This is a genomic window from Leptospira selangorensis, assembly GCF_004769405.1.
Classification (GTDB): Bacteria; Spirochaetota; Leptospiria; order Leptospirales; family Leptospiraceae; genus Leptospira_B; species Leptospira_B selangorensis.
This window is the reverse complement of sequence record NZ_RQES01000012.1, coordinates 339094-364068: the sequence shown is the minus strand read 5'-3', so window position 1 is coordinate 364068 and position 24975 is coordinate 339094. Positions and strand designations below refer to the sequence as shown.

22 protein-coding genes are annotated in these 24975 nt (G+C 40.5%); 8 read left to right on the top strand and 14 right to left on the bottom strand.

All coding sequences use genetic code 11. The features are described 5' to 3' along the window. Positions 1 to 37: 37 nt before the first annotated feature. Together EHO58_RS09745 and EHO58_RS09740 are read left to right on the top strand one after the other, a co-directional pair. On the top strand, positions 38 to 445 hold the full coding sequence (locus tag EHO58_RS09745) for a GxxExxY protein (RefSeq protein WP_135679781.1): 408 nt from the start codon (positions 38 to 40) through the stop codon (positions 443 to 445). A 121-nt stretch (positions 446 to 566) separates the two neighbouring features. Further along, positions 567 to 1202, top strand: a complete 636-nt coding sequence (locus EHO58_RS09740; protein WP_135679780.1) for a hypothetical protein — start codon at positions 567 to 569, stop codon at positions 1200 to 1202. Between the two features lie 31 nt (positions 1203 to 1233). Here EHO58_RS09740 and EHO58_RS09735 read toward each other — a convergent pair whose 3' ends face one another. Then, positions 1234 to 1875: a hypothetical protein gene (locus tag EHO58_RS09735; RefSeq protein ID WP_135628852.1), complete on the bottom strand. Its 642-nt coding sequence runs from the start codon at positions 1873 to 1875 to the stop codon at positions 1234 to 1236. After that, entirely contained in the window at positions 1847 to 2491 is a 645-nt protein-coding gene (locus EHO58_RS09730) for a J domain-containing protein (RefSeq protein ID WP_135628851.1), read from the bottom strand. Before EHO58_RS09730 ends, EHO58_RS09735 begins: the two co-directional genes overlap by 29 nt. Before the next feature lie 113 nt (positions 2492 to 2604). On the opposite strand from EHO58_RS09730, the gene miaB reads away from it, so the two are divergent. From miaB to EHO58_RS09715, 3 genes are all read left to right on the top strand, one after another. Then, the gene (miaB, locus tag EHO58_RS09725) at positions 2605 to 3954 is read left to right on the top strand and encodes a tRNA (N6-isopentenyl adenosine(37)-C2)-methylthiotransferase MiaB (protein WP_135679779.1); all 1350 of its coding nucleotides are present in this window, start codon (positions 2605 to 2607) and stop codon (positions 3952 to 3954) included. Beyond that, positions 3951 to 5732: an LptF/LptG family permease gene (locus EHO58_RS09720; protein WP_135679778.1), complete on the top strand. Its 1782-nt coding sequence runs from the start codon at positions 3951 to 3953 to the stop codon at positions 5730 to 5732. The genes miaB and EHO58_RS09720 overlap by 4 nt, the downstream gene beginning before the upstream one ends. 74 nt (positions 5733 to 5806) lie before the next feature. After that, complete coding sequence (locus EHO58_RS09715; RefSeq protein ID WP_100723149.1) at positions 5807 to 6643, top strand: hypothetical protein; 837 nt, start codon at positions 5807 to 5809, stop codon at positions 6641 to 6643. 197 nt (positions 6644 to 6840) lie between these two features. Here the strand turns inward: EHO58_RS09715 and EHO58_RS09710 are convergent, their stop codons facing one another. Next, positions 6841 to 7647, bottom strand: coding sequence for an FcpA-related putative periplasmic flagellar protein (locus tag EHO58_RS09710; RefSeq protein ID WP_425269439.1), 807 nt, complete (start codon positions 7645 to 7647; stop codon positions 6841 to 6843). A gap of 93 nt (positions 7648 to 7740) precedes the next feature. Between EHO58_RS09710 and EHO58_RS09705 the strand changes: the two genes are divergently transcribed. Beyond that, complete coding sequence (locus tag EHO58_RS09705) at positions 7741 to 8187, top strand: methylglyoxal synthase (protein ID WP_135679777.1); 447 nt, start codon at positions 7741 to 7743, stop codon at positions 8185 to 8187. A gap of 1 nt (position 8188) precedes the next feature. On the opposite strand, the gene EHO58_RS09700 is transcribed toward EHO58_RS09705, so the two are convergent. The 7 genes from EHO58_RS09700 to EHO58_RS09665 form a co-directional block, all read right to left on the bottom strand. Next, positions 8189 to 8578: a hypothetical protein gene (locus EHO58_RS09700; RefSeq protein ID WP_135679776.1), complete on the bottom strand. Its 390-nt coding sequence runs from the start codon at positions 8576 to 8578 to the stop codon at positions 8189 to 8191. 8 nt (positions 8579 to 8586) lie between these two features. Further along, entirely contained in the window at positions 8587 to 10995 is a 2409-nt protein-coding gene (locus tag EHO58_RS09695; RefSeq protein ID WP_135679775.1) for a TonB-dependent receptor, read from the bottom strand. A gap of 529 nt (positions 10996 to 11524) precedes the next feature. After that, complete coding sequence (locus EHO58_RS09685; protein WP_135679773.1) at positions 11525 to 12022, bottom strand: SRPBCC family protein; 498 nt, start codon at positions 12020 to 12022, stop codon at positions 11525 to 11527. A 35-nt stretch (positions 12023 to 12057) separates the two neighbouring features. After that, positions 12058 to 14079 (bottom strand): tetratricopeptide repeat protein, encoded by a 2022-nt coding sequence (locus EHO58_RS09680; protein WP_135679772.1) that lies wholly within the window; start codon positions 14077 to 14079, stop codon positions 12058 to 12060. After that, the gene (locus EHO58_RS09675) at positions 14076 to 16115 is read right to left on the bottom strand and encodes a 6-bladed beta-propeller (protein ID WP_135679771.1); all 2040 of its coding nucleotides are present in this window, start codon (positions 16113 to 16115) and stop codon (positions 14076 to 14078) included. The genes EHO58_RS09680 and EHO58_RS09675 overlap by 4 nt, the downstream gene beginning before the upstream one ends. A 455-nt stretch (positions 16116 to 16570) precedes the next feature. Then, the gene (locus EHO58_RS09670; RefSeq protein ID WP_207766685.1) at positions 16571 to 16801 is read right to left on the bottom strand and encodes a hypothetical protein; all 231 of its coding nucleotides are present in this window, start codon (positions 16799 to 16801) and stop codon (positions 16571 to 16573) included. Positions 16802 to 16883: 82 nt separating this feature from the next. Then, on the bottom strand, positions 16884 to 17810 hold the full coding sequence (locus EHO58_RS09665) for a histone deacetylase family protein (protein WP_135679770.1): 927 nt from the start codon (positions 17808 to 17810) through the stop codon (positions 16884 to 16886). Positions 17811 to 17902: 92 nt separating this feature from the next. Between EHO58_RS09665 and EHO58_RS09660 the strand changes: the two genes are divergently transcribed. Continuing rightward, positions 17903 to 19036, top strand: coding sequence for a putative glycoside hydrolase (locus EHO58_RS09660; protein ID WP_135628834.1), 1134 nt, complete (start codon positions 17903 to 17905; stop codon positions 19034 to 19036). A gap of 38 nt (positions 19037 to 19074) precedes the next feature. Here the strand turns inward: EHO58_RS09660 and EHO58_RS09655 are convergent, their stop codons facing one another. The 3 genes from EHO58_RS09655 to EHO58_RS09645 form a co-directional block, all read right to left on the bottom strand. Beyond that, positions 19075 to 20352 carry a tetratricopeptide repeat protein gene (locus tag EHO58_RS09655; RefSeq protein ID WP_135628832.1) on the bottom strand — a complete coding sequence of 426 codons (1278 nt, stop codon included), beginning with the start codon at positions 20350 to 20352 and terminating at the stop codon, positions 19075 to 19077. 158 nt (positions 20353 to 20510) lie between these two features. Then, positions 20511 to 21215 carry an acireductone synthase gene (mtnC, locus tag EHO58_RS09650; protein WP_135679769.1) on the bottom strand — a complete coding sequence of 235 codons (705 nt, stop codon included), beginning with the start codon at positions 21213 to 21215 and terminating at the stop codon, positions 20511 to 20513. Next, a complete protein-coding gene (locus EHO58_RS09645; RefSeq protein ID WP_135628828.1) occupies positions 21216 to 22601 on the bottom strand; it encodes an MFS transporter in 1386 nt (461 codons plus the stop codon). A gap of 262 nt (positions 22602 to 22863) precedes the next feature. On the opposite strand from EHO58_RS09645, the gene EHO58_RS09640 reads away from it, so the two are divergent. Beyond that, positions 22864 to 23814, top strand: coding sequence for an alpha/beta hydrolase (locus tag EHO58_RS09640; RefSeq protein ID WP_135679768.1), 951 nt, complete (start codon positions 22864 to 22866; stop codon positions 23812 to 23814). Positions 23815 to 23828: 14 nt separating this feature from the next. Here EHO58_RS09640 and EHO58_RS09635 read toward each other — a convergent pair whose 3' ends face one another. Continuing rightward, positions 23829 to 24854: a hypothetical protein gene (locus tag EHO58_RS09635; protein WP_244241122.1), complete on the bottom strand. Its 1026-nt coding sequence runs from the start codon at positions 24852 to 24854 to the stop codon at positions 23829 to 23831. Positions 24855 to 24975: the final 121 nt, after the last annotated feature.

Below are 24975 nucleotides of genomic sequence, written 5' to 3'. Positions count from 1 at the left end.
TTTGACTCAACGTTACCTGGTTATGAAGAGGTAAGTCATGGAGTCAGAACATATTGAACAAACAGCAAAAGAGATCGTAGATGCGGCGATGGCGATTCATAAAAATTTAGGCCCTGGATTATTGGAATCGGTTTATGAGACAATACTTTTTCGTGAACTTAGAAAAAGAGGATTGCGAGTAGTTTCCCAAAAGCCTGTAACAATCGAATATGAAGAAGTAGTTTTTCATGATGCGTTTAGGGCAGATTTACTTGTGGAAGATTGTATTATCGTTGAGCTGAAATCTGTCGAAAGAACTCAGCCTGTTCACTTTAAGCAAGTTCTTACATATTTAAGACTAATGGATTTAAAGATCGGATTTTTGTTAAATTTTGGAACGGCCTTTATGAGAGACGGTATCTTTAGGATTGCAAATCGTTATGTAGAAACTGAACTTCAAGAATAGTACCTTCTTATCTTAGCGCCTTTGCGTGAACCAAAATCATCTCTATATAATTTCCACGCAAAGCCGCTAAGGGAAGAAGATATTTGCTTTAGCTGGACTGTGATAAAAAACTGAAAAAGTTATGAGATTTCTTATCTTTATTATTTTACTTATAGCTTCCTGTAAAACCACTTTAGAACGCAAATATTTGCCTGAGAGTTCCTGGGATAAGAAGGAAGGAAGAGCGGAACGTTCCGAAGGAGAAAGACTTGCATACGATGTCCGGGTCTGGGAAGTCAGAGGGGAAATTTTAAGAAATATATTAGAAGATCCTAATAATAATACGACTGTTGCTAAATCCAAAGAAAGTCTTTTGGAATCGGATCTTGGCTGGGACCCTAAGGGCAAACGAGTGTTCTTGGTGGATATTCGCCCTAATACGATTTATCGCCCAGTGGATTCTTTAGGAGAGATCGGTATTCGTTTAGGCGAGTGTGAAGGGAAAGATAAGATAGAATTTCCTTATACGTATTATTTTTTCCCTGTAGAGAATGGCGGGGGACGAGACGGTAAGAGCCAGATCACAAAACACAAATTCGAAAATTCTAAACCTTCTTCTTCCTCCGTAAAAGTGAAACCTAAAAATTCTTATGAAGAAGAGACTAAAAAGGTTTTAGCAGCGTTTCCGGAATCCTGTTTTCAAAAGGGTCCGAATCCGTTGGAAGTTCAGATTTTGAGTTTTGAACTTTTTACGTTTAGGTTTTTATTCGAGTATTAGAACTAATAGCTTGTTGGAATTCCAACATCACTTAAATATACTGCTTTAAGTATTCTTTCCCTTTTAAATGACTCGGATATAAAATAGGAAATTCAACACCAGTACGCTTTCTTTTTCTGCGATAGGCTTTACTGGAATCAGTATAAACTTCGTATTCTGATTCGACTCTAAACAGAAGTTTTTCCCAAAATAAGAAATGATTATCTATGAATTCTTGCCTTACATCTTTGGCTCTGGAAGTTAAAGGACATTTTGTTTGGAATTCTTGCATGAATACAAGTCCTACCAAAACTCCTCTCGTATCCAAATAAGGTTCTAATGGAAAAGTCCTGCAGCTAATGGAGCGATTTTCTCTTTCACAATGAGCCACTCCCTTACATTCGCAAAATGTAATTTTCCTATGATCATATACTGCAAATTCTTTTTTTTCTTCCCTTGTCATCGGAACATATGCTTTCCATAAGTCGGTTCTTTTGGATAACATTTCATATTCCGCTTTATATAATGCAGGGAGAGCATTGTCCGCTTGGCAACATACGGGAACCCCTCCGTTGGAAGGAGCACATAAACTTCCACAGTTGTATTCCGTGACTTCTTCTTGAAGTAACGTATAATAATATTGTATTTCGTCTTCCGTTAAGGCTTTAGGGTCCGATGTCCGAGACTTCTTCATTTTGCTCTATTTCTCTTTTTTTCTCTCTATGGGAGATCACTTTTTCCAAATAGAATACTCGGAACAGAGTATATGCTGTTCCCATAAACGTACAGGAAAATAAGAGTCCCCATCTACGATAGAAAAGGTCTGCGCTTGTGGAGAGCCAGCCGTTTTTCTGGAATACTACAAAAACGAGAGAAGAAAGTACCAATGCGGAAAAACAGGCCAGTATAAAATAGACTGTGGCTCTGAATATCCAGAGTTTATCTTCTCTTTCGTATTTTAACATTAGGAATTGTTTGTATAATCTTTCATATTCCTTAGGTGTTGAAATTTTTTGGACTTCGAAATATTGTTCGAATTCTTCCGGCACGCCTTCCGGATCCGGAAGCACCAATTCATAATCTAAGGAAGAATCATAACGTTTTCGTCTTATGGGATCTGATAGATGATAGTATGCCTCAGCGCCTTCTCTCAATTCCGCCTCTTTCCAAGGCACCCAAGAATGTTCTTTTAAATTTTGTACATATTGATGAAAAGCTTCTTCCACAGCTCGGGGAGAGGCATCTCTGGAAAGATCCAATAGTACATAATAGTCCGTTTTACGGCTGAGTCCTGCTCCGGATCGATTCATCTTATTCGTCTTTAGAAGAATTCTGATTATGATCCTATCTTAGCGGGAAAGGAAACTTTTTTTTAAGGTTTCGAGCGGGTTGACAGGGCCTTTCCTTCTCCAAAACTGGACCTATGAGCGTGCTTGAAGTAGAGAAAAAGGCCGGTAAGGTTTATATAGAGACCTATGGTTGCCAGATGAACGAATACGATTCGGGGATCGTGTCCAGTTTGATGCAAGGCGCTCAGTTTGAGACAGTTTCGGACCCGGAACTTTCTGACGTTATTTTCTTAAATACATGTGCAATCCGTGAAAATGCTCACGCAAAAATTTATGCAAGACTCCAAGGTCTTGGATATCTGAAAAAAAGAAATCCCGACCTGGTCATTGGAGTTCTTGGATGTATGGCCCAGAACCTGGGCGATGATCTTTTTCATCAGGAACTTCCTTTGGATTTGGTGGTTGGTCCTGATAATTATAGGACTCTTCCTGAACTGATCCAAACGATTCGTTCAGACAAACAACCTGTTTCTTTAACACGTCTTTCTAAGATCGAAACTTATGATGAGATAGAACCTAGAGTCGTAAATGGCATCCAAGCATTTGTTACGATCATGAGAGGTTGTAATAATTTTTGCACATTCTGCGTGGTTCCTTATACGAGAGGAAGGGAAAGAAGTAGAGATCCTCATTCTATCGTAAGAGAAACTCGTGATCTTGTTGCACAAGGTGTAAAACAACTTACTTTGCTCGGACAGAATGTGAACTCTTACAAGTCGGAAGGTGTAGACTTTGCAGGGCTTGTTCGACTTCTATTAGAAGAAACTGATATAGAGAGAATTCGTTTTACTTCTCCCCACCCTAAAGATTTTCCGATGCATCTTTTGGAGCTTATGGCTGAAAATCCTAGATTTTGTCCTAATATTCATCTTCCATTACAGTCCGGAAATACGGATGTGTTAGAGAATATGAAAAGGACTTATTCCAAAGAGGAATTTTTGGAAGTAGTGGAACAGATCAAAACAATCGTTCCAGATGTTGGACTTACGACAGATATTATAGTAGGTTTTCCTGGGGAAACGGAAGAGCAGTTCGAGGATACTTTGGACATGGTTCGCAAAGTTGGCTTCGATATGGCATTCATGTTCAAGTATTCCGAGAGAGAAGGTACTATCGCTCAGAAAAGATATCCTGACGACGTGCCGGAAGAAGTAAAGGGAGAACGTCTAACCAAGTTGGTGGATCTTCAAACTTCTATTTCCGCAGAGCAGAACAAAGCAAGGATCGGTAAAACGTTTCCTATTTTGGTAGAAGGCGCTTCCAAAAAATCTTCTAAGGAAGCCTGTGGTCGTACTCCTTGTGGAAGAATGACAGTTTTTAAATTACCGGAGAATATTAGCGTAGATTCTCTGATCGGGAAGACTGTTTCCGTTAAGATCAATTTTGCTACTAGTGCTACTCTCAAAGGAGAGGTGATAGAGTGAAGAAGATCTCCCGTGCTTCGGGAGGCGATTCCTCTCCTAAGAAAAAAAAGTCCGAGGCAGTCCATCGGAGTGATACTACAGGTTTTGGAACAGAAGCCGCCGGAAAGGTAGCGGAAGGAAAAGATCTACGTTCAGTAAGGGTGCATAGCGTTGCAGACCTTCCTCCCGGTTTTTTTGTCCATACGGATAGAGAGAAGTTCTGGAGATGGCTTCCTATCTTGGATCGATACATTCTTTCTGAAATTATTCCTTCGTTCTTAGTTGCACTTCTATTTTTCACAAGTATCTATATGGCCATCGCACTTAAAAGTATGATCGGTCTTTTTGTGGGGAAGGGTGTAGATCCTTTTCGACTTTTGGATTATTTCGGTTATCTATTGGGGAATATTCTTCCTACAACTGCGCCTCTTGCTTGTTTGATGAGTGGTGTTATGGCAGCGGGAAGGCTTTCCGGTGATTCTGAGATCACTGCGATACGTTCTGCTGGAATTGGATTTTCCCGGATTTATGTAGTGTTCGTAGGCTTCGGCGTATTCTTGGCTGCTGTAGTTGCGTTCTTGTGTTTTTATCTTTCTCCCATTAATACTCGAAAAATGACCGAGTTCAATAAATGGGTTTTGGCTTATAATCCCCTTCTTGCATTAACTCCTGGTCAGTTTGCGGGGGATCAAGTTCAGAATGCCGGCTCCGAAAAAGCGATCGCGATGTACACGGAAGGAGTAAATGCAAAGACCGGAGAACTTTCCGGAGTTCAAATCCGGGAGTGGACAGTATTTATTCCGCAAAACCAAGATCCATTTCTTCTTTCTATGGGGGCCGCGAGTCGTCCTATTCAATTAGGAGAATCTTATATTACACAAATTATATCCGCTAAAAAGGGAACGTTAGTGGAGAAGAAGGGGCCTGACGGTGAATTCGAAAAATCAATTCGATTGAAAGATGCTTGGATCTTAGAATGGGATAGAGCCAAACAACAATTTTCGGTCGGTGATCTTCGAAAAGGTGAGATGGATTATAATATTCCAAAAACCGAAGAGAAAAAAAGCCTAGTTATCAATGTAGATCCAGGCTCTTTCACTCTCTGGACACTGATCGATATCCGGGATAATATAAAAGCGGGAAGATTGGAAAAGATTCCAGGACTTGAAATATTACAAGAGATGGGAATTCCTTCGGATGGATCTGAAAATTTAAAAGATAGAGTTCTGCGCCTACAATTTGAATTGCCGAAGATCATGGAGGATCCTACAATTTCGGATGCCCAAAAGTCTCAAAGTGTCACTATCGTTCTTCAGCTGACTACTTTATTAAAAGAGGCTAAAAAAAGAGTCTCTCAATTCGATGTAGAGATCCAGAGAAGATACGTAATCCCTATTTCCTGTATTATTTTTTCCTTAGTTTCCTTACCATTGGGTCTCGTAGTAAAACGTTCCGGAAAAGGGATGAGTTTTACAATGGCGGTGGTACTGATCATCGTGTATTGGGCACTTTTCACATTTGGATCGAATGTTTCTGAAAATTCCAAGTTTCCGGTTTGGCTCGGACCTTGGAGTGGAAATATTGCGATCGCGATCATTGGTTCAGTTGTTATGTTAAAACGAACCGATATGCGTTTTCCGCTAGCTGTAGTAAATTTCTTTCAAATCCTTGCTAAGTTCTTTTCCCCCGTTGCCCGCGTTTTTGCCCGGATACAAGGACCCCTTTCTTCCCTAAAAACAAAATTGACAGAGGGACTCAAAAAATTATCCTTATGGAGAAATCGAGAAAATCGATACTGATTTCCGTTTTTTAGAAGGACGGGATCGGCTTTCGACGTCTTATCTATGACGTCGAGTAAGGGGGAGAGTCGGCTTTGAAAACCGCGAATATTTGGCACATAACTTCCGGAGCTGAATTCCCCGTACATATATGGAAACATCCGAGAATTAATATCGAACTTCGCAAAGTCCAATTAAAGGACTATAGATCGATAGAATTGGATGCTCAGGATATCAACGTATTCTATGTGAATACGAACCTGAAAGAATGGACAGACATTAAAGACGATTTTCTAAAACGTTTTGAACTACATCCTTTCGTTGCGCTTACCATTATCTCTTCTCCTGAGGCGGAAGAAATTTATAATAAACTTTCTCCTAAGGGTAAAACCGAAGTTTTAGAATATCCGGTTCAGCCTAGGTCTTTAAGGATCATTTTGGATAGAGTGATCCAAACCGAGTTTTTCAAAATGGTAGCGAATGAGATTGGGAACAGCTGCCTGGCAAACGTGGGGTTCTTTGAAGGAGTTTTCGAACTCGCTAATAAAGAATATAAAGATACTCACAAGGCGAATGCAGCTCTTCATGCCATCCTCGAGTTCGAAGCAAAGATTAAAAAGAATAACGAAGATATTAATAAAGCGATCGAAAGAGTGAATGAACTCAAGAACCAAGAGCTTCTTACACTTCACGAAAGATTGAAAGTTTCCGAGATCATAGATAATCTCAAAACGATGGAATTAAAACATGCGCTTGAGTTGAAAAAAGCAACTGAAAGGGCCTTGGAATATTCCAGTATCGAAGAGATCGAAATGAAAAATATCCTCGAAGCTCATACTAAACTGTTCGAATACACCGAGCAAGAGATCAAAGATCTAGTTGAGGAAAATAAACGTCTTAGAAAAGAACTAGGACTTCCTGAGAATAATTAGAACTATATGTTGGAACTCCTACACGAGTTAGGAGTTCGCCCCCGCCCTGCATAGGGAGGGGGGAGTGGCCCGTGGGAGAGCTCCTTTCCCGCTATCACATTTCCTCAAAATTTACAACAGAATTTTCTACCACTAATCCTTGTTGGAATTCCAACAAGCTCGGATCTTCTACTTGTCCAAACACAGAGTTTATTGATCTATTCTCTCGCAAACAATTCCAAAACTTTTTTGAATTCGTAGGAGTTCCTACCGTAGGCTTTTTCTGCGTATAATATCCCGTGTTTCTTTCTTCTATCCTTATAATAGTCCATACCTTCTGGATGGCCGGACTTCTTCGCTGATAGATAAAGTCTCTCATAACAATGGGATAAAATACGATGAGGTTCAGCTTCGTCGTTAAACTTAGGGTCCAGGGAGATATACTTTTCCAAGAACTCCGCGGACTGGTTGAAATTTTTTAGAGCATACTGGTGCTTAATAAATTCTCTGTAAACTCCCGCTTGTAGTTCCAAAAAAGATTCAGATTTTCTAATGTTTGGATTTGCGATTTTGTCCAGATTTTTCATTGCGAGAGAAAGATTTTTGACCGAATCCAATCTTGCCCTGGTTAACTCTCTATTCCAGGCTCTTTCTGCGTTTTCCAGCCTGCTTTTTCTTTGCCAGGGGAATCTTTCCGAATCTAAAAGTTTACCTTCTTCTTTTTCTCTTTTGGATTTGATATTATCTGAAACTTTTCTGAAACCGTCCAATGCGGCGGAGAGATATTCTTCCGTTTTTTCTAGAGCCTGTTTGGAATTTCCTTCTGAAAAATCTCCTAAGAAATCTATATCTTTAAATTCATTCGGGTCGTCGCTCCAAGGACCCTCTTTTGCGGATTCAGGGATCAGAATCTCCAGTTTTTTGGGGCGATCATGAGGGTCTTCTTGGGAAAATAGATAGGAAGAAGAGGCGATCAGAAGGATTAAGAATAAAGATCTTAAGCATGAAAGCTTAACGAGTTTCATTAGCACTAGGATCGGGAAATCACTTCGAGAGATAAACCATAAAAATGGTTTCATTCGGAAAGCCTTCCGATGAATTTGATTTAGGAGCAGAATATGCAAAGCCCCGAAGTCCCGAAAACGAAACGTATCGTGCTTATCGCACATGATAATAAAAAAGAAGATTTAGTGGAATGGGTGCAACTACATAAGGACATACTTTCCAGACATCATCTCTATGCGACAGGGACAACCGGAAAGATCGTCCATGAAAAAACGGATCTGCCTGTTCATAGATTTTTGTCCGGACCACTCGGCGGGGACCAACAGATCGGCGCGAAGATCGTAGATGGAGAGATAGATGTGGTAATCTTCTTCTGGGATCCATTAACTGCTCAACCTCATGACCCGGACGTGAAAGCTCTTTTAAGGATTGCAGTACTTTATAATATTCCAATTGCGAATAATAGAAGATCCGCTGATTATTTAATCTCTTCTGACCTTCTCGCTACGTCTTATAAAAAAACTACAATCGATTATAATACAGGACTTCCGATTTACTAAGTTATTTACCCTCTTCCGTAAATGCCGCCCGATATGCTTCGGGAGGGCAGGTTAGATAACTACAAGAATAAGATTCGGAAGAAGTTTGGCTCCAAATCCCTGATTCTATCAACTCATCGCAAGAAATCTTATAGGAGTTTGATTTGCCTTTACCTGAAGGAATGCCTGCGCAAGAAAAAACCGGGATCTGTTTATAACAGGAACAATTTCCTTCGAAAGCTCGAGTATCCGAACAATAAATACAATCAGACCTTTCGTTTCCGTTTAATGCGGCGGAAATCAAGGATTGATTTTGATAGTCCTCCTTCTCCTTTTTCGTTTGCGGATCGGAAATACAAAAAGAAAGTAAAAATATTATAAATATATAAAGTGGAAAATATCTAAATTCCATAAAATTCCTCATTCAGAAATCAAAGTAAATGGGATAGTCGTTTTGAAAGTGACATTTGTCCCAGGGTTCAAGGCGTATTCCTTATAGCGGCTTAGATGATTCACGTATTCCTTATTGAAGATATTCAGGACCGCGATGTCAAAGGTCGCGGACTCGGTTCCGTTCGTTAAACCGGGAATTTCTCCGCCGAAACCGATATCATATAAATTATAACCTTGGGTTGGAGTTTCTAATTTATCCACCTTATACTGGGACTGAACGAAAGTGCCGTTCACTGAAATATAGGGTTTGGAAATTCCTAAAAGTTTATTCGTGGTGAATCTAAGGCCCAAGCGAGCACGATTCGGGGTCATCCTTGGAAGATATTTATTTCTAATATCGGAATATACTGAATTAGGATCGGTACCTCCCGGATTTAGAGCGATTTCCGGCGGAATATTTTTTTGGATAGTAGCTCTAAGAATGTCAATACCACCAGTGAGGACTAACCAAGAAGTTGCTTGGGCTTGGAAGCTGAATTCTCCACCTTCTAATTTTGCAGCATCTTGTCTGTATCTGTAAACAGGAAGGCCGGAATCGGAATCGATAGCACCTGCACTTACTGAATAAATGTAATTATCTATTTTATTCCTAAAAACACTTAGCTCTGCTTGAAATTTATCGTTAGCAAAACGGACAGAAGCATCATAGTTCAAAGAAGTTTCCGGTCTTAAACTATCTTTACCGATCTCGAATCGACCGCTCCCTTCATGAACCCCATTGGCGAATAATTCGAAAGGAGTCGGGGCTCTAAAACCTCGACCGGCATTTAGAGCTAAAGAAAAATCTTTTGCAAATCTCCAGACGGTTCCGAGAGATCCCGTGCTTGCGGAATAATTTCTGGTCTGTTCTAAATTCCCAAGATCCGCATTCGCTCTGATGTCCATACTTCTTTTATCAGTTCTAGCACCTGCAGAAAAACTAAAGTCTCCTAGTTTCCATTCTTCAAAAAGGAAAAATCCGATATTGTTTAACCCATAACCAGGGATCAAAGGTTCGGTTCCGATAGTATTACTTCTTTGTTGCATACCCGAAATACCAACCGTACCTTTGAGCCCTTTCCATTCTTTATGATGGATTTTTGCATCTGCAGTCGTGGTATCCAAGGAAAGGTTTAAACCCTGCTTATAATCATATTTATTCACTTGATAAGCAGAAGCGGCTTTAGTGAAAGAATCGATGGAAGGATCTAATAGTGTATCCTTGATCGGCATATATCTATTTTTATCTTCGATCTCTCTACGATTGTTTCTTTGGTAAGCCGCATCTAATTCCACATTCACAAAAGGAAGAATGAAGAAAGCATGCACATGAGTTTTTTGGTGAAGAACTGTCTGGTAAGCGCTCGCGCCTGGAGATTCGTTCGGATTATCATATAAATCTTGTTCTTGGTATCTTTGAAAAGAATCCACATAGAAGTTTCCCCAAGAACCATCCGTTCCCAAAGATGCATTTACGTTTCTTTCATGAAAACCGGTATTGGGAAGAGTTCCCTTTGGAGTAGTGATTCTTCCGGCCTTTCGAGTATCCGTCTGCACTCTATATCCGAAATTTGTATCTTTATGATAACCGAAGAGAGAGAGGGCACCTGCGTCTTGTTTATTATTCGAAAAACTATTTGTGGAAATCGTTCCACCTAATAAAGGAGCACCATCCTTTGCAGTAGGTGCCTTGGAACGGATTACATTAATCACACCTCCCAAAGCATCGGAACCGTAAAGAACAGATCCAGGGCCTCTAACAATTTCCATCTTATCTATATTAAATGCATCTAAATCGACAGTATGATCATCTCCAAACTGTTGCTCTTCTTGCCTTACTCCGTCAGTCATCACCAAAACTCTTTGGCCTGTCAGACCTCGAATTACCGGTTTAGAAGTTCCTGCACCGGTAGTTAAGGTCGCAGTTCCCGGAGTATTTTCCAAGGCAGACATCACGTTCTGCCCTCTTAATCTTTGTAATTGCCTGCCTTCTAAAACCGTTGTGGGTTGTGGAGTGGATAAAAAGTCGGATGCCAAGGTTTTGGCCGTGACGTTGATCGCCACACCTTCTAATAGAGAAGGTTTTAAAACGATATCCAAAACTTTATCCAGATCCTTCACTTCGAATCTTTCCACTTTTAATTCATAATTCGGGGAAGAAGCAACTAACGTGTAACTTCCCGGAGAAACATGTTGGAATTCGAAACTACCGTCTTTGTCGGATCTTGCTACAAACTTGTTTTCCGTAAGGAATAATTTGGCGCCTATAATTGGGCGCCCTTCCGAATCTTTAATAGTTCCTTTGACATTCACATCCAGGGAAAAAACTTCTGAAAAAGGCAAAAATAAGCCAATAAAAACAGATAATAAATTAAATTTATATAAAATACTTTTCATTCTTCCTAAACTCCAGACCTATTAAGGTCGGGTTCTTCATATACAAAATAAAATTCAAAGTCGATCGCGACTGCGAAAGCTATTGAAAACAGTAGATGCAGATAAATTAGGAAAAATAAGGAGGGGCTCGTCCTCTCAAGATCCCCGATCGGGAAATTTGAATAGGAATAAAATCAAAAATTATAAATTCATTATATTCAAGAAGGGGCTGTTTTGATCTCGGAGTTTGGACGAATTCCGCGCCGGAAGTGATTTGAGAATGAAGACAAACAAAACAGGATTCCGAGGAAATTTTGGAGGAGTGTTTTGAGAATATCCCTTTTTCGGATATATCCAAATGTGAGTGGGCGCTGGTAAGTAAAAGTCCGCCACAAAACGCGAACAACGCAAAGAAGGATCTAAGTCCGTTTTTTCGCCTTTTTGCCAAAACTCCCATTTTCTCAATAATGATAAATCGTTATTAATAAGCAATCAATTTTTTGGCCATCTCTTATCTTCGTAAAGGCAAGGAAAATGGCGGCTTATCTGGCTACGCTGAGGTAGGGAAATCTTTCATTTTTCCGCAAAAATCAGTCCTGTAGCTACAACCGATCTGTTTCGCAGTAATCTTATGCCTAGTGTAAAATTCGTTCTTCATGGTTTTCTCGAGTAGGAGTTCAAACAAAAAATGATTCGCATACCAAGGAGGAATACAAGTGATCCGATCTTCCAAGACCGAAGTGTTTTTATCGGTCTGGATAAAAATATGTTCGTGTTTGAATTTCGAAAAGGGGCCGGATTCTTGTGTATCTACAAAACGTTTCCCCGGATCTAATTCAGTATGTAAGGCTACCCAGCGAAAAGAAATCCCGGGAAAAATTTTTACTTTAACAACCGCTTTTGAGCCAGGCTCCAAAGAAGGAGGAGGGGAAATGACTTGTGCTTTTTTAGAAGAGCCTACTAGGGAAGAAAATCCGTCCAGGCCCGCATGAAATTCGAATAATTCAGAGGCCTTACAATCGAATTCGGAACGACAAATGAATATCATGAGAATTCCTGAAATATTATAGAATCAGAATGTTCCTAATTGGTAGCAGAGTTTTCTGTCTTTTTCCAGTAGGCCTTATTTCCTACTGCGATGTTTCTTAATACAGCATCTTGGTTTTTCGGAACCACTTTTGCAGTATAAAGATCTGCTTCGGTCACGGTCCCTTCTCCGAGTAGAGTAGCTGAATTGAAGAAGTATACAGTTGTTCCTTTTTTGAGCCCGTCTATGATTCCTGCATTTACGATCAGTGAATCTTCTTTTACTCTATGCACTTTACCACTTGCAGGAATTAAGGCGAGAATTTTGTCTCTAGCTCTTAAGGTGGCTTCTGCTAAAGCATCTCTACCTTTTGCATAGATCCTAAATTTGCCTAAAATTTTCTCTTCTTTATGATCTCTGAGGCTCCATTCTATACGCAAGTTACCATCCTGGAAGGAAATTTTTCCACTCACGACGAAACGAATATTCTCGCCTCTGGAGTTTTTAATAGAGGAATAGTTTCTTTCCGTCTTGTGGATGGCCCCAGAATAAGGCTCCGATTCTAAACTTTCAGACTTTCTAATATTGTCTAAATCGATATTACGGATTCTTGGATCTGAGTTTAGGAAATGGCGAAGAACTTTTCCTGCTAAAGCGGGAAGGTCCGTATGTTTTGCTAAAAAATCTTCTCCATCCGGATCGAATACGAGGACTTCAGGAGGAGTTCTTCCATAATCTTCTTGGATGCCGAATTCCCCGATCTTAACAAGACCTTCTCTATAACTTAAGGAAGTTTTAAAACCTTCCAAGTTGTTCTCTACGGAATATCCGTATTTTTTATTATCCGGAAATTTATCTCTTAAAAGCAGAAGTAAGTTAAAGTAGCTCGGAAAAAGTCCTCTTCTTTTATATTCTTCTAATGTTAAAACTAAGATTTCAGGGCGATTCGGAAGAAGTTCTTTTGCTCTGATTAAATGATACCAAGCTAAATCATATAAGAATGCATTTTTATTCGCCCTATATCTTTGGAGCCTGTACTCTCCTAAGGTTCTTCTAAGTGAATTTCCCTCTGGTAGGTTTTCCAACGCATATAATTCCGAACGATTTCTGGCGATCGGATCTAGGTCATCTAAGGAGATTAATTTTTCTAAATCGGTTCTGGCTTCTTTAGAGGCAGGATCCTTTTTCAATCTTGCGTACGAGCGTAAGTATAAATATTCCGTGGAATTCGGAAAGAGGCCTAATAAACGATTTAAATATTCTTCCGATTCTTGGTATCTTCCAAAATAGATCCTAGTTTTCGCTAAAAGTTTAAGAGCTTCTTCTTCATTAGGATGTAAAGAAACGGATCTTTCGAATTTTTCGGCAGCTTCCGCAATTTTAGAATCTCGTTTACTACCTTGGGATTTTTCCGCCCAGATCAATAAAAATTTCCCCGATTCTAAAAAGATCCCGGGATCATCGGAAGCTTCCGCTTCTAGTTGATTTCTAAGAGATGAAGCTTTAGTAAAGTTACCATCGAATGCTTCTACTTTTGCCTCTAAGGTTTTGACTTCTTTATTTTTAGGGATCCTCGAATAAGCGGAATGAAATTCGAAACTTGCTTTTTGGGTCTTTCCGGAGGCAAGTTGTACTTCTATATAGATAGGAAATAGATCGGAATCATATCTATCTTCTTCCAAGAAAGGCTTTAGGATCAAAAATGCTTCTTCATAACGTCCTAATTTTGCAAGTGTGATCGCTTTTTCGCGGACTGCTTTTTTGTTTTTGGGCTCTAATTCGAGGACTTTATCTAAAGACTGTAATGCTTCTTTTTCTTTATGAAGTTTTAATGCTGAGTCTGCAAGCCCCAGTCTGGAACGAACAGAAAGAGGATTTAAGTTTACCGCTTCTCTAAACGAATCATACGCTGCAGGATAATTTCTGGAAGCTAATGCTGCTTCTCCTTCTTTGATCCAATCTATGGTTTGTTTGGAAGAAAGGGAGAAGGAAAAAGATAAAACGAGAAGAACCGCAAAATTCCGTAAAAGGAGTTTTAAGCCTAGATGTTTATTTAAGATTTTGGATCCGAATATCATGGCGTAAAAAATCCGGTCTCCGCTTTTCCATTAGAATTCCTGAAAATAGCTTCTACAACCACAGGGACATAGACATCCATTCCTTCTGGATTGATCCTACTTTTGAAGGAAAGAAGATACCTTCTGTCTTTTTTGGAATCTATCCAGCTTCTTAGATTTTTCTCGGTTCCGCCGGAAGGAATTGTTAAGAACTTTCCTCCCGTTTTTTCCGCGATTTCTTTATACACGGAAACTGATTCTCCATTTTCTCCTAAACATAGAAAGTAGATAGGGATATCATGAGCCACCGCGAAACGAATGATCTTTGTAGGTGAAAATTGTGTGAATGCCGCTTTAGAATCTTTTCCGGAAACGATTGCTACAATTGCTCTTGGACCTAAACTATCCAATAGATCCGTGATCCCTCTTTGCAATGATTTCCCGATTTGAGATTCTTCTTCCGGGACAAAGGAGCGTAACGCTTTCAGGATATCATACATACTTTTTCCGAAAGGGTAGGCGGTTTGAGTGTCTCTTCCGGAGCGTAGAAGTTGGATTTTATCGTCTACTCTGATCTCTGATAAAAAAGGACGGATCGCTTTCTCTATTGTAGCATAAGAATCAGATACGATTTGAGAATTTTCCGCAACGATAGAAACACTAACTCTGTTATTATATTTTTTCATATCGGTTAAACCGATTAAAGGAGAAAGATTGTCCATCTCATAGATGCGGAAAGAATCCCTAGGAATTGCTTTTACTGGAACCCCATGTCTATCTTTCGCATGAAGAACTAAAGAGACATCAGGATAATCGGAACTAATAGTTCTTTCCACAATCAGATCCAAGTTGGAAGAAAGTTGTCCTTTGGGAGAAAAGGACTCAATCCTATGTCTGTTAAAATCTGCAACAAACATGGAGCCGGTATAATCAAAAGTAACGGAAAATGCTTGGTCGAAATTTCGGACCGTATTTTTGGAATCCTTAAAATTATCAAAACCCGACCAAGTTTTAGAAACGGAATCGTATATAAAAAGTCCTGCGGTTTCATCCGCGACTACTACCTTATTGTCTTTAATAGAAAGGTTTCTGGGTCTTTTGAAAGAAGGATTGTTGATCTCTTTTAAAAAGTTTCCTTCGTGATCGAACACGACGAGTCTTTTGTTTCCTCGATCTGCTACGAAAATTTCTCCACGATTATTAACTTTGATACCCGCAGGTTGTTTTAAGATCCCAACACCTATCTCTTGGAGAGGTTCCCCTGTTCTGGAAAGTTTTTGGATCCGATTATTCCCCATATCGGAAACATATAAAAATCCTTCCTTGGTAAAATAAAGTCCTGCCGGTCCGTGAAAACTTCCGGGGTCTTTTCCAGTAGACCCAAAACGATTTACATAAGTGCCTCTGGTATCAAATTCATAAATTTTATCTCCAGCATAATCCGCTACGAAGATAGATTTACCTCGGATGCTGATCCCGACCGGCCCTTCTAAATTTCTACCGAATGAACCTTTGAAATTTTCGACCGGAAAACCGTTTGCATCGAATTTTACAATATTAGCTGTGTCGAAACTTACTACGTAAAGATATCCTTCTTCATCTACCGCTAAGTCAGAAGGATTCCTGAAGCGAAATCTTCTTAGATCATCTCCGAAAATTGATTTATAATATTCTAAATTATCTTTTCTATTTCCGCCGCCTAGTCTGTATCTAAGCGCATCTAAACGATTTTTGCTGATCAAATCTAGTTTATTAGAAGATTCTAATTGTTCCAATTCGGAAAGACTTTCCTGCCAATCTCCGCTAAGATAATATGCTTCCGAGAGAAAGAACTTTGGATGAACGAAATCCGGTTTGATGGAAAGGGAACGGACAAAATTCTCTCTGGCAGCCGCGAATTCTCCCTTATTATAATAAGCGAGACCTCGCTTGAAGAATGTTCTGGCTTCTTTTTCTTTTAGTCCGAAATTGGGTAGAGGTTCGGACCATCCGGATTGGGTGAGAATTCCTAAGAGTAGAATGAAAACTAGAAGTTTTGTTTGCGTATGTCTCCCCATTCTAATCCTCTCAGTCGATAGAACAGCTTAAGAGACATAATTTCAACCCATTTTTCAGGCCTTCTATTAGGGTTTTATCACTCTTGCAAGCGATTTAAGGCCATGATTTTGTAGGAGCTCCTACAAGCTGGCAGTAATAAATTAGATTGTGGAAATCGGCGTTTTATGAAAATGTCCGTTTTTCTCCACCGCTACGCTCCGGCCCCCACCCAAATCGGGCGGGGCCCGAGATCCCTACCAAGTCGGAGTTCCTACATAGAAAAAATCATCATTACAAGACTGCGGCAGAGATACGAAGGGGAAGTCCGATCGCAGCGACTTAAGATTGGCCTTCAGCCACCGACTCGTCAAAGACGGTCGTCTTCTCGCTCCCTATGGGTCGCTGCGAAGGGACCGAAGCGATAGCGAAGCCCGTAGTAGCTCGGTCTGAGCGAAGCGAAGGGCCGCCCTAAAAATTATCCGAGTCTTCTTTTGACTGAGAATCTTTCTTTTAGATTGGATGAAGGGGAATTGCCCGTAGGGGAGAGCCAGGCGTTTTTCCAGTTGGAATGCCATTCGGACCATTCGTTGCGGACGGATTGGTTTTGTTGGAGTTCCTCTTCGACCTCTCTCATCAATCGGTCCAATAAGATCACATAGTTTCTGAATCGCAGGGCCAGGTCGGTGTTTGAGGAAAGTTCCTGCATGGTTTTCATATCGGCCCGAGAGGGTGGGAAGAGGCATTTTTTCTCGGAATTTTAGGGCGGAAATAAAAAAGAAATCGGGCTGTTAGCCTGCGAGGACAGCTACATGGGCTTCTACACTTTCGGCCAAAGCATCCAGGTCGTAACCTCCTTCTAAGAAGGAAATTGTTTTGGCACCGATCTGATTTGTTGCGGATAATATTAAACGTGTGAATTCTGCGAATGCATTTGTGCTTAGGTTCATACCCGCTAATGGATCTCTTCTATGTCCGTCAAATCCTGCTGAGATTAATACATACTCTGGTTGGAATTCCAACATGGAAGGCACCACCGTTTCTTGGAAATAATGCAGGTATTCTTTATCTCCTGAGCCCATTGGCAACGGGATGTTTAATGTAAAGTTTTCTCCTCTTCCTTCTCCTCTTTCATGGATTGAACCTGTTCCGGGATAATATGGATATTGATGTAGTGAAGTGAAGAATACTTTGTCTGAGTCGTAAAATATTTCCTGGGTTCCGTTCCCATGATGCACATCCCAATCCAGTATATAAACTTTTTCCACTCCTTGTGTAAGAAGATAACCAGCGGTGATGGCTATATTATTTAGCAAACAAAAACCCATGGACCTTCCTGTTTCTGCGTGATGTCCTGGCGGTCTTACGAGCGCGATCCCTGATTCTATTTCATTGGATCGGATCTTATTTACGAGATCCACTCCGCTCCCGGCCGCTAAGAGTGCAGCATCGAAACTGGATTCTGAATATGGTGTGTCTCCGTCGAAACTTCCTCTTTTCCCTTGGATGACTGAAAACCTTTCTCTATGTCGATGATCATGTACAGACTCGATCAGTTCTAACGGTAATTTATTCGGTTTAATCCAATGCATGTCCTTAAAATAGGAGGTCTTATGTAGTCGATTGAGTATGGATTCCAATCTTTGAGGGGATTCAGGGTGGAATGTCCCGGTATCATGCAGCAAAAATGTATCGTCATAGGCGTAGCCGAGTTTCATTTTCTTCTCCCGTTTTTTGTTGGAAGTCCTACAAAGAGGACAAGTACCGAGGTCTCCGGTTCGATATTATAATATAGACCCGGAGTAAATTTGTGCGCAAACCGTTTTCACTTTTTCCTATCTTAGTTCTTACCGCTTTTCCGGTCTGTGCAGAGTTCACTATTCCTTATCCCGAGAATTCTAATAAAAAGGAAATTCCTGTTTTAGAATCGTCTCCGGAAATGAAAACCAAACCCCAATCTGTTTCCAAAGAAAAGGAGAAGAAGGAGATACGACTTTCTTCCAGAAACACTCAGGAGGAAAGCGAAAAGGAAGCTCCAAAAGAGAAACTTAAAAAGTTTTTTACAAGGTCTACGAGCAAGGGGACTTATGGAGATCGTCCTAAATTCTATCGTGGTCTTTATGTGAATAATTCTTTAGTTTCGGATAAGTCCCGTAAGAATGAATGGGAGTCCTTATTAAAGGATGCTTCCGATTACGGAGTGAATGTTTTAGTGATCGATCTCCAACCTAAAACTCCTTCTCCGGAAGAGATCTCTCGTATTAAAGGAATGGGTTTTTATCCCGTGGGAAGATTGGTAAATTTCGACGGCGGCCTTAAGACTAAGTATCCTAGTCCTGAAAGATTAAATTCTATTTTGGGTTATGTTAGAAAGGCATGTCTTTCCGGATTTCCGGAAGTTCAATTGGATTATATACGTTATGCGGATGTTACTGATATAGATCTTTCTTTGAAGGAAAAATATAATAATATCAACGAGATTGTGACAAGGATTCGTGGGGAAGCGAATCAATGTGAAAAACTTCCTTACTTAGGTGCGGATATTTTTGGTAGAATTCCATTTAATCGTGACGATCAGATCGGGCAGAAGGTGGAAAATTTCGCTCAGCTTGTGGATGTGATCTATCCTATGTTATATCCTTCTCATTTTTACGGCCAACCTGGTCGTATCGCAAATCCTTACCAAACTGTTTATGATGGTTTGAAAAATACTAGAAAAAGATCTTTATCAACAACGAAAGTGGTCGGTTGGATCCAAGGTTTTGGAATGAGTCTTGGTCCTTCCGGAAAATCTTTGAAAGATTATATCAAGGCTCAGATCGAAGCAAGTGTGGATAGCGATAGCGACGGTTTTGTTGTCTGGAATATCGTAGGAAAATACGGAGATACTTTTAGAGCGATCGAGGAAAGTATACAGAATGGAAAGTTGAAGATAGAGGATTGATATGTAAATCGCCATGTTGGAATTCCAACATCGCGATTCTAAAGCCCTAGATCTTTCTCTAATATTAGAAGATCCTTATCTCCCGGAACATTCTTGGGTCTATGTAATTTATATGCCTGAATAGATTCGATCGTTTTCGTTCTCAAGAAGTTTGCTTCTTCACTGATCGTGCTGGACTTTGCTCCACCTGAAAGTTCCATATATCTCTTACCGAATAGAAGTGAAGTGAGTCTATGAAGTCTATAATCCGTGATATTATCCAGGCCCGCTTCTTTTAAAAGTTTTTGGGCGATTTCCCAAGACTTTTCCTGACGATTTCTGAGTTTGGGTTCTTCTTCAGGAGAGACACTTCCTTTTGGTCTTTTGCTCGATGAATAAGAAACATATAATTTATAATAAGTCTCTGCACTTCTGATCAAAAGTTCGTAATCCGTTTTAGAAAGTCTGAATCCTTCTCTGGCAACTTCTTGTGCTCTTTCTAATTCTTCCGGAACAAAACTGTTCTTGGAAAAACTAGGAGCCTGGTCCGCTTTACAATTTAAGAAGGAAACATATTCCCTGGAAAATCGGATCATGTCCTGGTCTGAATCGAATCTGGATCTTTTTTTCCAAGCGGATGAGAACTCAGCTCCGGCACTCATTGGCAGGATGCCTGAACACACGGGTTCTTTTGAATCCACTCCAGCTTCGTTCAAATACAACATTCCTAATCTGTAATGTGGCACTGGAGACATCGGATCTAAACGAATTGCCTTTCGAAAAGATTGGATCGCTTCCGGGATCTCATCTCTTGTAAAATGATAATCACCGGTTTTACGTTCTACTAATGCAGGTCCGCTTAATTCGGAAGATACCGGATAGGCAACAGTCAGTACCTTCTCCTTTGCCATTCCTAAATATCCGACACCCCTTAATTGTTTTCCCGTGAAAGCAGTTTGGAAGATGGATTTAACTTCTATTTGCCCTACGATACTTCCGTCTTTGAATGTTTCATGATCGAAGTCTTTTTCGATCAGGTAGAGTATCTGTCCCGGACGAATACCTGGATCATGATGTACTTTGACCGTAACTATATCCGGTCTCGTATCGTATCCTAATTCGAAACGTTTGTATTTTCCCTCATATTCGATCGGTTTGACCTTATCGAACATAATGGTCTCCCCGACTAAGACCATTTTTTCTTTTCTGGGCATTCCATCTTTTCCTGTATTTTTAGGCATTCCCACATCTCGGAACGCATATACGAATTCTTTGGAGAAGATGGAAGAGGAAAAGGCGCAGAGTAATAGTATGATTACAGGTCGGGTTAGGGCCATACTTTATTTTCGGCCGGATTGGAGTATAGCAATAGAAATTTTAAGGTTTGGGCGACCCCTCGCTTTGCTCGGACCGCGCTGCTACGACTTCGCGCATTCACGCTCATCCTGGCAAAGCCAGGACTAAAGAAAGGTCTGCGCATCGCTGTCGCGGTTCGTTAGACCAATATCTTATTAAAGTTCTCTATGACCTGGTACTTATGTTTCGCCTGGGGATGGTTTCCCGGACGAGAAACTATGATAGGTCTGACTCCCGCTTGGAAAGCTGCATCCGCTTCTTCTTTTATGTCAGTAAAGAATACGATAGAGCTTGGAGACAAAGAAAGTTTTTCGGCTATCTTAGTATAACTTGCGGCTTCTTTTTTTCCGCCTACAGCAGTATCGAAATAATTTTCGAAATATACCGTAAGATCTCCTGCTTCACAATATTTATAGATCAGAACCTGAGCTTCTACACTTCCCGAAGAATATACGGCAGCACGTTTTCCTGATCTTTTGATCCTTTCCAAAAAGAGAGGAACGTCTGAGAAAATTGTACTTTTAAGTTCACCGGATTCATATCCTTTTTTCCAGATCCTTCCTTGGATCTCTTTCAAAATCCCTAATTTACGATCTTTGGATACTAGGTATTTGCAGAATTGGGTAAGTGATTCCGGAGAATTGGAAACTTCTTCCGTATATTCGTTTTCGTTTTTGGAAGCAAGGATCAGTTCCTCGGCGAAATTTGTTTCCGCCGAGGTTTCAGAGAAGAACGGTTTAAAGTTTTGGACCGAGTAGGGGAATAAAACCTTATGCACGAATTCTATCGGCGTGGTTGTACCTTCTATATCAAATAAATATAACTCGGTGTTTTGTTCTTCCAATTATGCTGTCCTTTTGATCCTGTTAGCTTCTGCTGCCAGTTCTTCGTGCATCTTTTGTTCGTCATGTTTGAAATTTTTCAGGATATAAAGCCATGCAAGTCCACACGGTATCCAGAATAGGATGGCGATCGTAAATGCTTGTGTTCTATCCGGCAAAACTGTAAGGATCAATGCCGCCATTGCAGGTCCAAGCCCGTTTCCGAGATTGTCAGTCAGATTATAGAGTGCAAACATGGAAGATCTACTTTTTGGAGGATTGACATTCATGATCAATGCTCTTACGTTTGGTCCTGTTACTGAAATAATAATACCCGTAAGTATATTAATAAAAATGAATGCAGGACTTCCTGCTACGCTACCTGCATGTAATAAGTAAACGGTAGGAAGAATTCCGATCAAGATCATGCTCCCACAAAAGATTGGTAATAATGTCTTGTTCGTATCGTATATTTTTTGGCCTACAATCCCACCGAAAAAGGTTCCGATAAAGATCCCAACCGCGGCAAAGATTACCATGGCTGAGGCTGAATCTTTCGGCATTCCGTATTGGAATTCGTAATAATCGTTCAAGAATACGAAGAATACTCCCCAAGGCACGCAACCTGGGATCCCTTGAAGGAAAATACCGATATTACTCTTGGTGGCAAAAATCGTACGAATATCTTTCCATGTTAAACGAACGGATTCTGAATTAATGTCTGTGGAAACATTTGCCAGCTCCTTTTCCTTTCCGCCTCTAACCGGTTCTTTACAGAATAATCCATAAATCAGCATAAATAGGAAAGAAGGGGCAGCCATATAAATAAAACTTAGTCTCCATCCATTGATTGGATCTTCAGTTCCTAAGGTTCCTCCTACCAATTGTCCGAGTCCAACTCCGAGTCCCATAGAAAGAGAAAGATAACCGGCAGCGGTAGAACGGGACTTGTCAGAAAAATAATCTCCTACTAGAGAGAATAGAAGAGGGAAACTTCCTCCTAAACCGAAACCTGTAAGAGTTCTGAGGATTAAAAATTCTTCGTAATTTCTTGCGAATCCGGAAAGAAGACAAGGGATCTCTCCCAATAATACCGTTCCGATGACTAAAGGTTTTCTTGGAAATCTTTGGGTAAGATAACCCATATAAACCGAAACCAATCCTCCTAATACGAAGAAACAAATCGGGATCAGTCCTCCCAATTTCCAATCGATCTCTTTTTGGTCAGTGATCCCGAAAGAGCCTGCTATATTTCTGAGGTTCGGTGCGATCAGGTTTTGGTCCGCGAATAGAAAGAAGGCCATTCCCATGATCATCCAAAAGGCGAGGATCGCGTTTCCTCCATGGGCGGCAAGTTCGCCTAATCCGAAATATCGAAGCAGGCTTTTTTCCGAGGTCGGTTGAGACATCCAATTCTCTCCACTATGTTTCTGTTTGATGCCTCTCTTCTATAAGAAGCACGTAAAGCGACAGATTGGTGAAGGGAAAAGGAATCGGCAACGAAAATGTGATTTTACTGTCAGAGGTTTGTGAGAAAGAACGGTCCCATTTTAGTCCTAGAACATCCTCTTTCTTCTGTTTTGGAATAAATACTTGACCCGACGTTTACTTGTCTATAGCTTCGGTCCGACTACGAGGGATGCCGCCCTAACTTAACTGGAGCCAAACAGCATGGCCTACCAACATAAAGAATTTTTCTTCCAATCTTCCAGAGACAATACCAAATTATACGGTCAAGCATGGACCAAGTCCGGAGCCAATCGTGTAATCGTTTTTTGTCATGGATTCGGAGAACATAGCGGTAGGTATTCCAACCTCATCCAATATTTTAAGGATAGTGATGTAAACTTTTACGGTTTGGACCTAAGAGGCCATGGCAAATCCGAAGGTAAAAGAGGTCATGCTTCCGGTTTTGAAGCATTTGTAGACGATCTCGCTGACTTCGTGCAAGAGGTCCGCAAAAAAGAACAGAAAGATAAGATCCTACTTTTAGGACATTCCATGGGAGGAGTGGTAGTCATCCGCTACGCCTTAGAAGGTATCAATCAGGATTATATCTATGGAGTCGTTGCTTGTTCTTCCGCATTAAAAATCCCTACTACTCCATTCCAAAGATTCCAGATCTCTGTGGCAGGTTTCTTACGTAAGATCGCGCCTTCTACCACTCTGGATGCAAATTTGGATACAAGTTTGGTGAGTAGAGACCCGGAAGTGGTCCAAGCTTATATTGATGATCCTATGGTTCATGGTAAAATTTCATTCTCTATGGGTTACGAATTGTTCCAACAGGGTGGGATCGCGAATAGAAAGGCAGGAATCCTAAGAACTCCTATCCTCATTCTACACGGTTTAGCGGATGGGATCGCCGATCCTGCCGGAAGTTTGGAATTCTATAATCATTTAGTTTATAAGAATAAAAGAATGAAGACTTACAAAGGTTTTTATCATGAACTTATGAACGAACCTGTGGGAGAAAGAGATAAGGTCCTCAAGGATATCAAAGAATTTATGGATTCTCTGGTTCCGGAAAGAACAAAGTCTTCCGCCAAAAAGCCGAGCGTCAAGAAGGTCGCAAAATCGAAACCTTCTCCTAAAAAGAAAGCAGTGGCAAAGAAGAAGTAACTAAGTCCGCTTTTTTATTCTTTTCTTAACCTATAAGTGATCGTAAAAGAAAGGAAAAATAAGAAAGAAAGAATTCCAATCACACCATAAATCGTTTTCTCAGCAGAAACGAATATACTTCCATTATTGATCTCTCTTTCCTGGTTTGCAGTTTCGTTGATCGGTTCTCCGCCGATCACGGAAAGAGTGATCTCATACTGAGGACCTGCATAACTTACGATATTCGAATTCACATCGGGAGGAGCATCCACGGAAACAGGGCGTGTTCCCTTCTGCCCGATAAAAGAAACTTGCATGTCCTTAGGTTTAGAGAAGATCACCTTCTCTCCTTCTTGGTTCTCGAATAAGAGCCTATCCTTAAATTGAGTAGGGGATAGATTATTGGAAGGGATCACATAACTCACAAATAACTGAGAAGTTCCGGGAAGGATCGCTCTATCAATCACCCAACCGTTTTTTCCTTTAGTCAATTGGATTGGGATCGCCATTTTATTCGTGCTCTGGGTCAACTGAGCGCTTACCTCTAAAGCTCCTTCTGGCACATAAACTTCTAACGGATCATTCGGGTTTTGAAAACTTTTAGGTGGAATCGTATTATTGGTAAGAATAGATACTTTAGAAATTACTAATGCTTCTTTTTCTCTCACTACTTGTAGAAGGGATTTTGTTTTAACTACGGAACGATCCAGGGTCTTATCGTAAACTGTGACCTCCTGTGGTCGGGACCTCATCATAGGCACCGGAGGGATCATCTTATTATAATTTACTCCGTTATAGGTCACTTGTAGTAGGATGGGGAGTCCATCAGGAGCATTGATCTTAGGAAGTTTGAAACTTCCTCTAACTGGACCCTGGTCAGGAAGAGGTAAAGGCATCATCTGTCTTTCTAAGGCGAAGAGGCGGATCCCTTCTGCGGACCCTGGTCCGCCTGTGCTTCCATTTTTGAGGACAATCTGTAGTTCTAATTCCTCCCCAAACAAGGGAGATAGGCTAAAACATATAAAAAGAGAAAAGAATAGGATTAGAAATTTATTCTGCATGGGACCGATTCCAATGTTTCTTATCCCCTGAAAAAGGGAAAGTCTTTCCGTTCTGATTCTTGAATCCCAAAACTCTAAAATTGTGGACGAATGCGGGGAATTTCGTTAGAAAGGATGCCCA

Excerpts from the sequence above, each read along its gene's own strand:
- EHO58_RS09745 (WP_135679781.1), top strand. The coding sequence starts at position 38 with ATGGAGTCAGAACATATTGAACAAACAGCAAAAGAGATCGTAGATGCG.
- EHO58_RS09740 (WP_135679780.1), top strand. The coding sequence starts at position 567 with ATGAGATTTCTTATCTTTATTATTTTACTTATAGCTTCCTGTAAAACC.
- EHO58_RS09735 (WP_135628852.1), bottom strand. The coding sequence starts at position 1,875 with ATGAAGAAGTCTCGGACATCGGACCCTAAAGCCTTAACGGAAGACGAA.
- EHO58_RS09730 (WP_135628851.1), bottom strand. The coding sequence starts at position 2,491 with ATGAATCGATCCGGAGCAGGACTCAGCCGTAAAACGGACTATTATGTA.
- miaB (WP_135679779.1), top strand. The coding sequence starts at position 2,605 with ATGAGCGTGCTTGAAGTAGAGAAAAAGGCCGGTAAGGTTTATATAGAG.
- EHO58_RS09710 (WP_425269439.1), bottom strand. The coding sequence starts at position 7,647 with ATGAAACTCGTTAAGCTTTCATGCTTAAGATCTTTATTCTTAATCCTT.
- EHO58_RS09705 (WP_135679777.1), top strand. The coding sequence starts at position 7,741 with ATGCAAAGCCCCGAAGTCCCGAAAACGAAACGTATCGTGCTTATCGCA.
- EHO58_RS09700 (WP_135679776.1), bottom strand. The coding sequence starts at position 8,578 with ATGGAATTTAGATATTTTCCACTTTATATATTTATAATATTTTTACTT.
- EHO58_RS09695 (WP_135679775.1), bottom strand. The coding sequence starts at position 10,995 with ATGAAAAGTATTTTATATAAATTTAATTTATTATCTGTTTTTATTGGC.
- EHO58_RS09685 (WP_135679773.1), bottom strand. The coding sequence starts at position 12,022 with ATGATATTCATTTGTCGTTCCGAATTCGATTGTAAGGCCTCTGAATTA.
- EHO58_RS09680 (WP_135679772.1), bottom strand. The coding sequence starts at position 14,079 with ATGATATTCGGATCCAAAATCTTAAATAAACATCTAGGCTTAAAACTC.
- EHO58_RS09675 (WP_135679771.1), bottom strand. The coding sequence starts at position 16,115 with ATGGGGAGACATACGCAAACAAAACTTCTAGTTTTCATTCTACTCTTA.
- EHO58_RS09670 (WP_207766685.1), bottom strand. The coding sequence starts at position 16,801 with ATGCAGGAACTTTCCTCAAACACCGACCTGGCCCTGCGATTCAGAAAC.
- EHO58_RS09665 (WP_135679770.1), bottom strand. The coding sequence starts at position 17,810 with ATGAAACTCGGCTACGCCTATGACGATACATTTTTGCTGCATGATACC.
- EHO58_RS09655 (WP_135628832.1), bottom strand. The coding sequence starts at position 20,352 with ATGGCCCTAACCCGACCTGTAATCATACTATTACTCTGCGCCTTTTCC.
- EHO58_RS09645 (WP_135628828.1), bottom strand. The coding sequence starts at position 22,601 with ATGTCTCAACCGACCTCGGAAAAAAGCCTGCTTCGATATTTCGGATTA.
- EHO58_RS09640 (WP_135679768.1), top strand. The coding sequence starts at position 22,864 with ATGGCCTACCAACATAAAGAATTTTTCTTCCAATCTTCCAGAGACAAT.
- EHO58_RS09635 (WP_244241122.1), bottom strand. The coding sequence starts at position 24,854 with ATGCAGAATAAATTTCTAATCCTATTCTTTTCTCTTTTTATATGTTTT.